Source organism: Streptomyces herbicida (assembly GCF_032656585.1).
Lineage (GTDB): Bacteria > Actinomycetota > Actinomycetes > Streptomycetales > Streptomycetaceae > Streptomyces > Streptomyces herbicida.
On the sequence record NZ_JAUYWJ010000006.1, the window covers coordinates 79,570 to 93,767 of the forward strand.

The window sequence follows — 14,198 nt, forward strand, 5'->3', positions numbered from 1 at the left end:
CTTCCCGCACCGGGCACACAACCCGAGGCCGGCCGATCAGGCCATTGGCAGAAGGGGGCTGCTTCCTACGGCGCCCCCATGGCAGCGTGCCGGTCTCTGCCGATGGTCATGCTTCCAGGGTAGGCGGGTTCGTAGTGGCTCCGCCGTACTTGGGTTCGGGGGCGTCCGCCAGGGGTGGGTGTCGCCGAGCGGGTCCCGGGCAGCACCCCTCGTGTGTGTACCGCGTCGGCCTGATCGGCGCTCGACATGCCTCCCGCAGGTCGCGGCGTTACGTTGGCTGCGACGGCGGAAGGGCGCGAGGCGGGAGATCGCCATGGGCCTGCGGCAGTGGATCGACGGCTGGCCGGTGTACCGGCAGATCACCGGCGACGATGCGCTGGGCAGGGGAAGCGCGGCCCGTTCGCGCGGCACCGAGCGGCTGTCCGCGCGTACCGAACAGGCCGACAGGGTCGTACGGTCGGTGTGCCCGTACTGCGCCGTGGGATGCGGCCAGAAGGTCTACGTCAAGGACGAGAAGGTCACCCAGATCGAGGGCGACCCGGACTCTCCGATCTCCCGCGGCCGGCTGTGCCCGAAGGGCGCGGCCAGCAAGCAGCTGGTGACCGGCCCCGGCCGGATGAGCACCGTCCTCCATCGGCCCCCGCACGGCACGGGGTGGGAGCGGATCCCGCTCGACAGGGCGATGGACATGATCGCCGACCGGGTTCTCGAAACCCGTCGGCAGACCTGGCAGGACACGCACCACGGCGTTCCCGTCCGGCGCACGCTCGGTATCGCCTCCCTCGGCGGAGCGACGCTGGACAACGAAGAGAACTACCTGATGAAGAAGCTCTACACGGCGCTGGGCGCGATCCAGATCGAGAACCAGGCGCGGATTTGACACTCCGCCACCGTCCCCGGTCTGGGGACCTCGTTCGGCCGTGGCGGAGCCACGACGTTCCAGCAGGATCTGGCCGAAGCCGACTGCATCGTCATCCAGGGCTCGAACATGGCCGAGTGCCACCCGGTCGGCTTCCAGTGGGTGATGGAGGCCAAGGAACGGGGCGCCACGATCATCAACGTCGACCCCCGCTTCACCCGCACCAGCGCGCTCGCGGACGTCCACGTACCGCTCCGGGCCGGAACGGACATCGCCTTCCTCGGCGCCCTGATCAACCATGTGCTGAGCAACGACAAGGACTTCCGCGAGTACGTGGTCGCCTACACCAACGCCCCGGCGATCCTGCGCGAGGACTTCGCCGACACCGAGGACCTGGACGGGCTGTTCTCCGGCTTCGACCCGGAGAGCCACCACTACGAGACCAGCAGCTGGATGTACGAGGGCGCGCAGATCTCGGCCGCGGCCGGTGCCCGGGACCGGTGGACGGCAGCGGAGGACGAGGGCGAGCAGGGCGCGGCCGCCCGGCAGCACGGTGGCAGGCAGCCCCACGAGGCTTCCCGCGCGCAGTCGTACGGCGCCGGCGGCCCCGTCGTCAGCGGGAAACCGGCGATGGACCCGACGTTGCAACACCCCCGCTGCGTCTACCAGGTGCTCAAGCGGCACTTCGCCCGCTACACGCCGGAGCTGGTCGAGGACGTCTGCGGCGTCCCCCGCGAGCTGTTCGCCCGGGTGGCCGACGCGATCACCGCCAACTCGGGACGCGAGCGCACCACGGCACTGTGCTACTCCATCGGCTGGACCCAGCACACCGTCGGGGTGCAGTACATCCGTAGTGCGGCCATCCTGCAGGCACTGCTGGGCAACATCGGGCGGCCGGGAGGCGGCATCCTGGTCCTGCGCGGACACGCCAGCATCCAGGGCTCCACGGACATTCCCACGCTGTTCGACCTGCTGCCCGGCTACATCCCCATGCCGCACGCCCACCAGCACCAGGACCTGGAGGCGTTCGTGGCCGCGGACGCCGGCACCACCGGCTTCTGGGGCAACATGAGCGCGTATCTGGTGAGTCTGCTCAAGGCATGGTGGGCAGAAGCGGCCACCGAGGACAACGACTACCGCTTCGACTGGCTCCCCCGGCTGACCGGCGACCACGGCACCTACCAGACGGTGCTGAACCAGCTCTCAGGGGAGTGCAAGGGGTACTTCCTCGTCGGCGAGAACCCCGCGGTCGGTTCGGCCAACGGCAAGCTGCAGCGGCTGGGCATGGCGAATCTGGACTGGCTGGTGGTGCGCGACCTGCGGATGATCGAGAGCGCGACCTTCTGGAAGGACGGGCCGGAGATCGAGACCGGTGAGCTGAGTACCGAGGAGATCCCGACGGAGGTGTTCTTCCTGCCGGCCGCGGCACACACGGAGAAGGACGGCAGCTTCACCAACACCCAGCGGCTGCTGCAGTGGCACGACGCCGCGGTCGACCCGCCCGGGGACGCCCGCAGCGACCTGTGGTTCTACCATCACCTCGGACGGATCATCAGGGAGAAGCTCGCCGGATCCACCGACCCACGCGACCGCCCGCTGCTCGACCTCACCTGGGACTACCCGACCTCGGGCCCGCTGGACGAACCGAGCGCCGACGCCGTCCTGGCCGAGATCAACGGGTACGGGCCGGACGGGCGGCCGCTGTCGTCGTACACCCAGCTGCGGGACGACGGCTCCACCTCCTGTGGGGTCTGGATCTACTGCGGGGTCCATGCCGACGGGCACAACCACGCGGCGAACCGCCGACCGCGCGACGAACAGAGCCGGGTGGCCCCCGACTGGGGCTGGGCGTGGCCGGCCAACCGCCGCATCCTCTACAACCGGGCGTCGGCCGACCCCGAGGGAAGACCGTGGAGCGAGCGCAAGCGGTACGTGTGGTGGGAGGCCGAACAAGGACGGTGGACCGGGGACGACGTCCCGGACTTCGAGGCGGACAAGCCGCCCGGCTACCGGCCGCCGCCGGGCGCGAGGGCCCAGGACGCCCTGGCCGGCACCGACCCGTTCATCATGCAGAGCGACGGCCGCGCCTGGCTGTTCGCACCGGCCGGGCTGGCCGACGGCCCGCTGCCCGCGCACTACGAGCCGTACGAATCGCCGGTGGACAACCCGCTGTACGGCCGGCAGACGAACCCGGCGCTCCAGGCCTACGACCGACCGGCCAACCGGTACCACCCGGCCGACAGCGAGGTGTATCCGTATGTGTTCACCACCTTCCGGCTCACCGAGCACCACACGGCCGGCGGCATGAGCCGTTCGCTGCCCTATCTGTCCGAGCTGCAGCCGGAGTTCTTCTGCGAGGTCTCCCCAGAACTCGCCGCGGAGCGCGGCCTGAGGCACCTGGGCTGGGCGACCATCACCACGGCCCGCACGGCGGTCGAGGCGAGAGTGCTGGTGACCGACCGGATCAGACCGCTGCGGGTCCGGGGCCGCACCATCCACCAGGTGGCGCTGCCCTACCACTGGGGCCCGGAGGGGCTGTCCACGGGTGACGCGGCGAACGACCTGCTCTCCGTGGTGCTCGACCCGAATGTGCGCATCCAGGAGTCCAAGGCGGCGACCTGCGACATCCGGCCCGGCAGGCGTCCACGGGGCCCCGCGCTGCCGGCCCACGTGGCGGCCTACCGGCGGCGCGCCGGCCTCCCCGACGACACCCCGCCGGGTAAAGGAGGTGGGCGGCGATGAGTTCCGACCGCAACAGGCTGTCCGGCCCACTCGCCGACCCCAGCGCGGACGCCGGTTACCCGGACACCCACCCGCCCCGGATGGGGTTCTTCACGGACACCTCCGTCTGCATCGGCTGCAAGGCGTGCCAAGTGGCATGCAAGGAGTGGAATCTGGTTCCGGCCGATACCGAGGAACTCGACCTTCTGGGGCAGTCGTTCGACAACACGGGCGCGCTGAACGCCAACAACTGGCGGCATGTGGCGTTCATCGAGCAGAAGGTGAGGCCGGAGCGGCCTCCGGTCGATCTGGGTATGCCGACCGTCGGCCCGCCCGGGTCCGACGCGGAAGCCGGGGAGGGCCACGTGCGCTGGCTGATGTCCAGCGATGTGTGCAAGCACTGCACCCACGCCGCCTGCCTGGACGTCTGCCCGACCGGATCGTTGTTCCGCACGGAGTTCGGGACCGTGGTGGTGCAGGCGGACATCTGCAACGGCTGCGGATACTGCGTGCCCGCGTGTCCGTACGGCGTGATCGACATCCGTCCCGGCGACGGCCGGGCCTTCAAGTGCACGATGTGCTACGACCGGTTGGGAGCCGGCCGGGAACCGGCCTGCTCCCAGGCGTGCCCGACCGAGTCCATCCAGTTCGGTCCGCTGGAGGAGCTGCGCGAGCGGGCCGACCGGCGGGTGGCCGAGCTGCACGAGCGCGGAGTGGACGAGGCACGGCTGTACGGCCGGGATCCGAACGACGGCGTCGGCGGTGACGGCGCGTTCTTCCTCCTATTGGACGAGCCCGAGGTGTACGGGCTGCCGCCGGACCCGGTGGTCACCACCCGCGACCTGCCGTCGATGTGGCGGCACGCGGCCACGGCCGCCGTCGGTGTGGCCGTGAGCGTGGCGCTGTCGTTCCTGGGGCGGGGGACCGTGGGGAGGAGAGAACCGTGACCGGGAGCGGTGAGCGGGAGAGCCTCATGGTTCCGCGCGCGGAGTTCCGGTCGTACTACGGCCGGCCGATCCTCAAGCGCCCCACGTGGAAGATGCCGGACGTGCCGGCCTATCTGTTCCTCGGAGGCACGGCCGGCGCCTCGGCGACCATGGCGGCTGTGGCCGAACTGACGGGCCGCCGGGAGCTGGCCGGAACAGGACGGTGGGTCGCCGCCGCCGCCTCGGTGGCCGGAGTCACCGCACTGGTCCATGACCTCGGTCGCCCCGAGCGGTTCACCTATATGCTGCGCGTCCTCAAGCCCACCTCGCCACTGTCGGTGGGTTCCTGGATCCTCGCGCCGTTCTCCGCGCTGGCCACCGCCTCGGCCGCCTCGCTGGCCACCGGAAGGCTGCCGAGGCTCGGCCGGCTCGCCGCACTCGGCTCCGGCGTGCTGGGACCTGCGATGTGCACCTATACCGCGGTGCTCCTTTCCGACACCGCGGTGCCTGCGTGGCACGAGGCATATCCGGAACTGCCGTATGTGTTCGCGGGCAGCGCGCTGACCAGCGCCGCGGGTGCCGCACTGCTCTGCGCCCCCGGCGCGGACCACGGGCCGCCGATCCGGATGAGCCTCCTCGGCGTGGGTATGGAACTCGCCGCGATGCGCCGTATCGAACGGCGGCTCGGACCGGCCAGTGAGCCCTACCTCATGGACCGGCCCGGTCGGCTGCTGACCCTGAGCAAGGCACTGACCGCGGCCGGAGCCGGGTTGTCGCTTCTCGCCGGTCGCCGTACGGCCCGGCTCCTGGCCGGAGGGTCGTACCTGGCCGCGGGACTGTGCGCCCGGTTCGGCATCTTCGCCGCAGGTATCGCGTCCGCCGAGGATCCGGCCCATGTGGTGGCTGCACAGCGGCGGCGCCTAGGGCGGGACTGCGAGTCGTAAGGTGCACCTGCCCATCATGTAGGGCGTGCTGACGACCAGTTGCAACGTGACTGAGCCCAATCCTGACGGCCTGTGCCCTACGGATCCGACGCGTCGTCAGTATTGACGTGTGCACGTCCAGTGGCTACGTTGCGACAGTGCTCCGAGCCGGCCCGGCGTCCAGTGGCGGGCGGTGCGTGAAAGAACTTCCGTCAGGGTGGGACAACGTTGTCACGGCGGTGATCTCGAGATGAGTCGTTGCGCGCCCCACCGTCCCGCCTGGATGTGCGTCCCCCTGCTGGGCCCCGTTGGAGATCACGGGTCCTGAGACAACGTTGTCACCCATCGGACTCCCTCACCTGCCCTCACCACCATCCCAACTGGTCGCTCCCACTGGGTCCTTCGTCGTCCGTCCGGCTCGGTGTGCTCCCGAACGCATCCCCTCAGGAGGCAGATCGCGATGTTATCGACTCCGGTCGGCGGCCGCCGGCCTGGTACGCGCAGACGGCCGTTGCGCGGCCGCCCCGTCCGCACGGTACTGGGTGCCGCCGCCGGCGCGGCACTCCTTGGGGCGTACGCGCTACCCGCCCCCGTCGCCTGGGCGGCGCCCGCGAGGCCGGTGGAACTCGTGTCGTCCCCGGCGGACCTGGTCAACCCCTTCATCGGAACGTCGAACGACGCCAACGACTTCCCGGGCGCGGACGTGCCCTTCGGCATGGTCCAGTGGAGTCCTGACACACCGTCACGGCCGCCCGGCGGCGGGTACGAGTACAAGGACTCCTCGATCACCGGCTTCAGCCTCACCCACATCGCGGGACCGGGCTGCGGTGCAGCGGGGGACATACCGGTGCTGCCCACGGTGGGGGCCGTCAACAACACGGCCACCGACTCCTTCTCGCACGCCAACGAGTCCGCCACGCCCGGCTTCTACAAGGTGGCTCTCGACAATCAGGTGACCACGGAACTGACCTCCACCACGCGCAGTGGCATGGCACGCTTCACCTTCCCCGCGACCTCCCAGGCCAACCTGATCCTCAAACTGACCGGCAGTCAGAATCGCGGCACCTCAACACAGTTCAACGTCGTCTCCAACACCGAGGTCAGTGGCCAGGTCACCAGTGGGCGATTCTGCGGCGCGGGAAATACCTACACCGTCTACTTCGACATGGTCTTCGACCAGCCGTTCACCTCCAGCGGCAGCACGCTCGCACCCAGGACGAAGCCGTCCGAGCCCTCCGCCGAACGGGCCGGCAAGAACGCCCCGGAGAAGCCGAACAAGCCGCGCCTGCACGGCTCCATGCCGAAACCTCGCGCCCACGAAGCGGCGCCCCACGACGCGACTCCGAGCGCCGCCGCCTCGAACGCGCACGTCACGTTCAACACGAGCGCGAACCAGGTCGTCCAGGCGAAGGTCGGCGTCTCCTACGTCTCGGTGGCGAACGCATTCGCCAACCGAAGCGCCGAGAGCACCGGCTGGAACTTCGACAGTGTCCGCTCCGCGGCCCACAAGGCCTGGGACACGGCACTGGGCAAGGTGCAGATCGGCGGCGGCACCGCAGACCAGCAGAAGATCTTCTACACGGCGCTCTACCACTCACTCCTCCACCCGAACGTCATCAGCGACACCAACGGCCAGTACTACGGCTTCGACGGCAGAACGCACCAGGTCGACGCCGGACACGACGCCGCGTACGCCAACTACTCCGGCTGGGACATCTACCGCTCCCAGGCCCAGCTCGAGGCACTGGTGAGTCCTCAGGTCGCCTCCGACACCGCCCAGTCGATGACCGACGACTACGCCCAGACCGGGATCTTCCCCAAGTGGTCCGAGAACAACGGTGAGTCCTACGTCATGGTCGGCGACCCGGCGGCAGCGATCATCGCCGACTACCACGCTTTCGGCGCGCGGAACTTCGACACCGCGAAGGCACTGGCCGGCCTGCTGGAGCAGGCGAGCACCGCGAACAACGACCGACCGGGGCTGAACTACCTGGACAACCCGGGTTACGAACCGCACGACGGCAGTTACGGCTGCTGCAACTTCTACGGCCCGGTGGCCACGACCCTGGAGTACAACACCGCGGACTTCGCCCTCTCCGCCTTCGCCGGCGCCCTCGGCGACACCCGGAGCCGGCAGACGTATGCCCATCGTGCGCAGGACTGGCGCAATGTGCTGAACCCTGCCTCCGGCTTCGTCCAGCCCCGCAACGCCAACGGTTCCTGGACGGGCGGCTTCGACCCCACCAGCGGCACGGACATGGTCGAGGCCGACTCGTGGATCTACTCCGGGATGGTGCCCTTCAACGTCGGCGGGCTCGCCACCGCCAAGGGCGGCAACAAGGCGATGGGTGACTACCTCGACACCGTGCTGCGCAGCTACACCGGGGCCAACGGCTACGCATGGGTCGGCAACGAGCCGAGCATCGAACTGCCCTGGGAGTACGACTACATCGGTCAGCCCTACAAGACCCAGGCGACGGTGCGCTCGATCCAGGACCAGATCTGGTCGAACACCCCCGCCGGGCTCGCCGACGGCAACGACGACCTCGGCGCGATGAGCGCCTGGTACGTCTGGTCCGCGCTGGGCATGTTCCCCATGACGCCCGGTACGTCGGACCTCGCACTCGGCTCGCCCCTGTTCCCCCAGGCCGTGATCACCCTGCCCTCCGGCAGGACACTGACGATCAACGGCGACGGCGCCGCGGACAGCGCACCGTACGTGCAGTCCGCGACGTTCAACGGGTCGGCGTGGAACAACGCCTACGCACCCCCGAGCGCGATCACCTCCGGAGGAACGCTGACCTACACGCTCGGCACCAGTGCGAACACCAACTGGGCCACGGCCCCGTCGGCCGCTCCGCCCTCCTACCCCGGTGACACGGCCGCCCCGGCGAAACCGCGGGTGGGTCCCGTCAAGTCCGGGGTGAACTCCGCGCAGTGCATCGACGACGCCAACTCCGGCACCGGCGACCACACCGCGATCCGTCTGTGGACCTGCAACGGCACCTACGCCCAGGACTGGACGATCGCGGCCGACGGCACCCTGCGCACCCTCGGCAAGTGCCTCGACGTGTCGAACAGCGGGACGACCAACGGCACGCTCGTCCAGCTGTACACCTGCAACGGTACCGGCGCCCAGAAGTGGACGATCGGCACCAACGGCTCACTGACCAACCCCAATTCCGGTCTGTGCCTGGACGATCCCAACTCGTCCACCACGGAGGGCACACGGCTGCAGATCTACACCTGCAACGGGACCGCTGCGCAGCAGTGGACGCTGCCACCGGCCTGACATCCCCGCGCCTCATTCGCACCTCGTCCGGCGCCTCGCGGTCCCGCTCTCCGGCGGGACCGCGAGCAGTCTTCGGCGCCGTGAGCGCCTCGCCCCTGGCCCGCGGCCACTGCCCATCCGCCCCGGGACTGCCCGCACGGCCACCTCGTCCACGCGGTGACGGCAGGGGAGGCCGCGAACTCCCGGATGGCGGCGACAGCCCATGTCATCCGCCGCGCCGGAATCACGGTCACCGCCCACAGCATGGACCCCGCGCAGCCTCCAGAAGCCCTTCTGACGGCCGTGTCGGCGACCGGCCGCCGAATCGTGGACAGGTCGGAGCCGATGGGACGTCACTGAGGCGCCCCTCGCGGCTACTTCAGCCCGATGGCCGCACAATCCGCCGCGTAGGCCGCCGTGCAGATCTGCCGGACGGTATAGACGTTGTCCGCGATCACCGTTTCCTTGATCTTGTCCTTCGTGAGGGAGACCACCGGCACGAGCATCGCGGGGATGTGCTTCTGCGTCGGGCTGTTGACCGTGTCGCGAGTAAGCGCGTCGAATGCGATGTCACGGCCCTGGACCTTGTTCACCGCCATCTCCGCGGCGTAGTTGGCCTCGTCAAGGAACGGCTTGTACACGGTCATGTACTGCTGACCCGCGACGATCCGCTGCACCGCGTCCAGGTTCGCGTCCTGCCCGGTCACCGGCGGGACCTTGGTGGCGCCCGCTTCCTTCAGTGCGTCGATGACAGCGGCGGCCATGCCGTCGTTCGCCGAGTAGACGGCGGCGATGTGGTCCAGGCCCACCGCCTTGATCGCCTGCTTCATGTGCGCCTTGGCGACCTCGGGCGACCACTTGTCGGTGTCGTACTGCTCGACGATGTCGACCTTGCCCTGGAGTTCGCTGAGCGCGCCCTTCTTGAACTGCGCGGTGTTCGGGTCGGCGGGATCGCCGTTCATCATGACGACCTTGCTGTCCGACCCCTTCGAGGCGAGTGCCTCGGTGATCGCGCGGCCCTGCACCTGGCCGACGAGCTCGTTGTCATGGGAGACATACGCGTCGATCGGACCCTGCGCCAGACGGTCGTACGCAATGACGGGTATGCCCGCATCCTTTGCCTTCTGCACGTCCGGAGCGATGCGCTTGGCGTCCACGGCGTCCACCAGGATGATGTCGACTTTCTCATCGACCATGTGCTGGAACTGCTGACTCTGCTTGGCCACGCTCGCCTCTGCGTTGGCGTAGAGGACCTTCCCCTTGTTGTGTGTGAGCGAGGCGACCTCCTTCTTGATGATGGGGTAGTCGAACTTCTCGAAGCGCGCCGTGTCCCGGTCGGGCAGGAGCAGCCCCACGGTGATGTCGTCGCGCGTCGGGGATGCGGAGCCGCCGCCCCCGCCGCTTCCACCGATGGCGCCGCACGCGGAGAGTGAAAGTGCGGAAGAGAAAGCGGTCAGGACTGTGGCAGTACGGCGCACAGCGGTCCTGCGGCTGGTACGAGTGTTCACGTCAGGGAGGTGCCTTCCGAACCAAGGAGCAACGTCGCGACCCGAGTGGCCGTTAGCAAACCGGCGAGTGGTGTGACACGTCAAGATGTTGTCGTAACAAATTCACGGACACGTCCGGTTACCGGTCGGTTCCCGGCCCGACCCGGGATCCTCCGCCGGGACCGAGGAGCCCGGCGGCTGCGCATGACGCGGCGCTCGCCGGGCTACGGCACAAGCACGATCTTTCCCTTCGCCGCCGACACTTCGAGCAGCTCATGAGCACGACGGGCCTCGGACAGGGGGATGCGCTCCGCCACGACCGGGTGGATCGCGCCACGCCGAACCAGGCCGAGCAGCGTGCGGAAGTCCTCTTGGAACCACTCCCCGTACCGCGGACCACCTCCCACAGGAAATGTCGGTGGACGAGTGGCCACGGGAAGAACCTGGCGGCCCTCGCGGAGCTTCTGGATCCGGTAGGCACGCACCCGCCGGCAGGGTGAGAGCAGGCCCCGGAGAGCGACGGCCGCAGTGGCGCCGTACCACTCGATCCACCCTCGCCGGCCAGCGCGCCCGCGCGCGAGCATCGCGTAGTGGCCGAACACGACAAGCCGTCCGCCGGGGCGCAGCGCGCGAAATGAGCGCAGGGAAAGCCTGCCCCCGAGCCCGTCGAGGACGACATCCACGCCTTTTCCCGGAAGCTCGCGCACGCGGGCAAGGAAGTCCTCGTTGCGGTAGTCGATGGCGACCGCACCGTGCCGCTCGACCGCGGCGCGGTCGCGTGCCGAAGCGGTTCCGTAAAGTCGAAGCCCGTTCAGCGCTCCGAGTTCGAGGACTGCGGTGCCCACCCTGCCGGCGGCGCCGTGCACCAGCACCGTCTCGCCGCGCTTCACCCGCGCCACACGGTAAAGCAGCTGGTAGGCGGTCACGTAGGTGAGGACGAGGCTGACGACCTGCGCCGGGTCGAGGTCCTCCGGCGCCTCGACGGTGTTCGCCTCCAGCAGGCAGACGCACTCCGCGTACGCGCCCCACACCGTGAGCGCCGCCACGCGGTCTCCCCTGCGCAGCCGTGAGCAGCCCGGGCCGAGCTCCTCGACGACCCCGACGAGCTCGTAGCCCGGCGTGAACGGAGGTTTCGGCACCCCGAGATACGTCCCGGCGCGCAGTTGGGCATCGGTGAAAGACACCCCCGCGGCCAGCACCCTTACGCGCACCTCGCCCGGTCCGGGGCGGGGGACACCCTCTTCCACCACACTCAAGACCTCGGGGCCGCCGAAGCGATCGACGACGACGCGCTTCACCACCTCAGCCTATGCAGCCCCCACGATCAGCGCATGTCGCAGACCGACTTCCGGCGCCGCACACGGCCGATGCCGGTCACACCTGCTGTGCGCGCTGCATGTGTCCCGCGGCCAAGGGGGCGGCGTTGAGTTCGCGCACCAGCTGCGGGGTGAGCAGTTCGCCGACGCGGTCGGCGAGGACGGCCATCTCATAGCCGACCAGACCGACGTCGCACCCCTCTGCGGCGAGGACACCGAGGCAGCTGCCGTCGCGGATGCGACCGACCATGAGGAAGCCTCCGAGCATCTCGATCATGACGAGCTTCATGCCGTGGAAGCCGTGTGCCGTCGCCGCGTTCTGGGCGAGGCTGGTGATGCCGGAGACGACGGCGGCCAGGTGATCGGCGCGGTCCCGGCCGAGGCCCTCCGAGGAGGCCATGAGCAGCCCGTCGGAGGAGACGGCGACGGCTGCCGTGACGCCGTCGGCGGTACGTACGAACTCCGAGATGAGCCACCCGAAATTCTGGACGGCGGTGGTCACGATGACGCTCCTTGTGTACTTCGGGCCTCGGCACGGGCGACACCTGCTCGGAAGCCGTTGAGCAGGGAGGAGACAGCGGGCCTGGCGGGCGGGGGTGTGGGGGAGGGGCCTTCCACGGGGGCGAGCAGGCGCCCGGGGAGGGCAAGAAGGGCGGACAGACCACCGCCGGTGGTGTCGAAGAGGTGGACTTGGACGCCTTCACCGAGGCGATGAGCGAGTCGGCCCACGACGAGGTGGCCGAGGAACCGGGTGGGCGCGGTGAGGAAGGCCTCCTCGCCGCCGTCGCAGAGACGGGCGTTGGCACGCTCCTTGTCGGCTTCGGACATCCCGATGCCGTGGTCGACGACAGCGAAGCAGTAGGTGTCGTCCTCGGTGTCGTACCAGCCGTGCACCTCGACCGGTTCGTTCGGCGGCGAGAAGGTCAGCCCGTTCTCGATGAGTTCGGCAAGGAGGTGGGCGACATCGGCGACGGCGTGCCCGCGCACCCGCACCGGTTCCACGGTCGCGATCAGGACCCGCCGGTAGTGCTCCACCTCGGCGACGGCGGACTGCACGACTTCCAGGCCGTCGGCGGGCGCGGCCGAGGGCCGCGGCGGATTCTGCCCGGCAAGGACCAGAAGGCTTTCGGCATTGCGCCGCATACGGGTGGCGAGGTGGTCGAGTTCGAAGAGCTCGGCGAGCGCGTCCGGGTCCAGTTCCTGCCGCTCCAGCCGGGTGATGAGGCCGAGCTGACGGCGTAGGAGGTTCTGGTTGCGGCGGCCGAGATTGGCGAGCGATTCGGTGGTGTTTCGGCGCAGGCCGGCCTGCTGGGCGGCCAGCTGGAGAGCGGTGTCCTCCACCTGGTGCAGGGACGCCGCGACCTCGGCGATCTCCGCCGCACCGCCCAGCAGCCGTGCATCGGGATTCTCCGGCGCGTCGGTCGTCGGGGGCAACTCACCATGTTCCTGCGGGGATCGCTGGATACGGGCGACGGTTGCGGGGAGTCGGTGCCGCGCCACGTCGTGGGCGGCCTTGGCGAGGGCGCCGAGTGGGCGGGTGAGGGAACGAGAGGCGAATGCGGCGAGGCCCGCGACGAGGGCGGCGATGAGTGTGCCTGCGACGAGATAGGCGGCGAGACCGATCCCGGCGTCGTGACTGAGCCGGTCGGCCCGGTCTCTTGCGTCGTCCCCGATGGACCGCTGCACGGCGTACAGATCGTCGACGAGTACGGTCATCGCATCCCACCAGGCACCGGCGTCGGCGTGCAGCGCGGAGCCGTCGGCGGCGCCTTCCGCCCGGTTCTCGTAGGCGGTGGCGCGTTGGGCCTGCGCGGTGCCGAAGGCCTTGTTCAGAGCCGCGCGCTGAGGTGCGGTGGCGTACTGCCGGTAGCGGTCGAGGGCGGCGACGCGCGTGGCACGTATCTCGGTGAAGGTGAGGTACTCCCGGCCGTGAAAGCCACCAGCGGCGAACGCGCCGTTGAGGAAACCGCGTTCGAGGGCGACTGACTCCTTGGCAGCGGCGAGTTCCCGCAACGCCGCGAGTGTGTCGCGCAGCCGACGATCGGCACCGGTGCGGGTCTCTGCTACCGGGTCGACTGCATTGAGCGCGTCGACGGCGGTGGTGAAGAAGGTCAGGGTCGCGGTCCTGCGGGCGGTGTCCGTGCCCGCGCTGCCCTGGTCGACGGCCGCCCGGATGTCGCCGAGGCGGTGCAAGTGCCGCTGGACGACTGCTTCGACGGCGCCTTCGCTGCGCATTCCACGGAGCGCGGTGTCAACACGCTTGCGAGTAGCAGCGAGTGCGGGGCGAAACTCCCCTTCCCCTCCCAGCAGGCCATTGGTCAGGCCGCGTTCGCGTTGCAGCTGGTGTACGAGAGCCTGGATGCGCAGGCTCAGACCTACCTCGGAACGGGTCGCCCGAGCGTCGCCGAGGGCCTCGGCGCGACCGTGCACGGCGAGCCCGGCCACCGTCAGCAGCAGACAGATCGGCACCGTGATGACCACCGCCACACGGCCCCTGATACTTCGCCAGCCGGGCATCGGCCGTCGGCCACGAGACGTTCCGGCAGCGCGACGGTGCTCTGAACTGCCCTTGCCTGAAGCGCTCTTGCCGGCTGCGCCGAGCCTGCCGAGCGCCGACCGTAACGGCGTGCACACCTTCATAGTCACGAAGCTAGTCCGACCGCCGGAGCAGCCGGTTTCCGACCTGTAAGGCCGC

Annotated in this window: 8 protein-coding genes; 4 read left to right on the forward strand and 4 right to left on the reverse strand. The window is 69.5% G+C overall.

The window, feature by feature from the left end; all coding sequences use genetic code 11:
• Positions 1-313 precede the first annotated feature (313 nt).
• The 4 genes from fdh (at position 314) to Q8A52_RS14830 (ending at position 8,721) form a co-directional block, all read left to right on the forward strand.
• The gene (gene fdh / locus Q8A52_RS14815; protein WP_316752028.1) at positions 314-3,601 is read left to right on the forward strand and encodes a formate dehydrogenase; all 3,288 of its coding nucleotides are present in this window, start codon (positions 314-316) and stop codon (positions 3,599-3,601) included.
• Complete coding sequence (locus Q8A52_RS14820) at positions 3,598-4,527, forward strand: 4Fe-4S dicluster domain-containing protein (RefSeq protein WP_316752029.1); 930 nt, start codon at positions 3,598-3,600, stop codon at positions 4,525-4,527. Before fdh ends, Q8A52_RS14820 begins: the two co-directional genes overlap by 4 nt.
• Positions 4,524-5,450 (forward strand): NrfD/PsrC family molybdoenzyme membrane anchor subunit, encoded by a 927-nt coding sequence (gene nrfD, locus Q8A52_RS14825; RefSeq protein WP_316752030.1) that lies wholly within the window; start codon positions 4,524-4,526, stop codon positions 5,448-5,450. Before Q8A52_RS14820 ends, nrfD begins: the two co-directional genes overlap by 4 nt.
• A gap of 439 nt (positions 5,451-5,889) precedes the next feature.
• Positions 5,890-8,721 carry a lectin gene (locus Q8A52_RS14830; RefSeq protein ID WP_316752031.1) on the forward strand — a complete coding sequence of 944 codons (2,832 nt, stop codon included), beginning with the start codon at positions 5,890-5,892 and terminating at the stop codon, positions 8,719-8,721.
• A 353-nt stretch (positions 8,722-9,074) separates the two neighbouring features.
• Here Q8A52_RS14830 and Q8A52_RS14835 read toward each other — a convergent pair whose 3' ends face one another.
• From Q8A52_RS14835 to Q8A52_RS14850, 4 genes are all read right to left on the reverse strand, one after another.
• On the reverse strand, positions 9,075-10,178 hold the full coding sequence (locus Q8A52_RS14835) for a sugar ABC transporter substrate-binding protein (protein WP_316752536.1): 1,104 nt from the start codon (positions 10,176-10,178) through the stop codon (positions 9,075-9,077).
• Between the two features lie 233 nt (positions 10,179-10,411).
• A complete protein-coding gene (locus Q8A52_RS14840; RefSeq protein ID WP_316752034.1) occupies positions 10,412-11,485 on the reverse strand; it encodes a medium chain dehydrogenase/reductase family protein in 1,074 nt (357 codons plus the stop codon).
• A gap of 76 nt (positions 11,486-11,561) precedes the next feature.
• A complete protein-coding gene (locus tag Q8A52_RS14845) occupies positions 11,562-12,005 on the reverse strand; it encodes a roadblock/LC7 domain-containing protein (RefSeq protein ID WP_316752036.1) in 444 nt (147 codons plus the stop codon).
• On the reverse strand, positions 12,002-13,990 hold the full coding sequence (locus Q8A52_RS14850; RefSeq protein ID WP_316752039.1) for a nitrate- and nitrite sensing domain-containing protein: 1,989 nt from the start codon (positions 13,988-13,990) through the stop codon (positions 12,002-12,004). Before Q8A52_RS14850 ends, Q8A52_RS14845 begins: the two co-directional genes overlap by 4 nt.
• Positions 13,991-14,198 lie beyond the last annotated feature (208 nt).

Bases quoted from the DNA above. Each gene is read 5' to 3' on its own strand.
- Q8A52_RS14820 (WP_316752029.1), top strand. From the start codon at position 3,598: ATGAGTTCCGACCGCAACAGGCTGTCCGGCCCACTCGCCGACCCCAGC.
- Q8A52_RS14830 (WP_316752031.1), top strand. From the start codon at position 5,890: ATGTTATCGACTCCGGTCGGCGGCCGCCGGCCTGGTACGCGCAGACGG.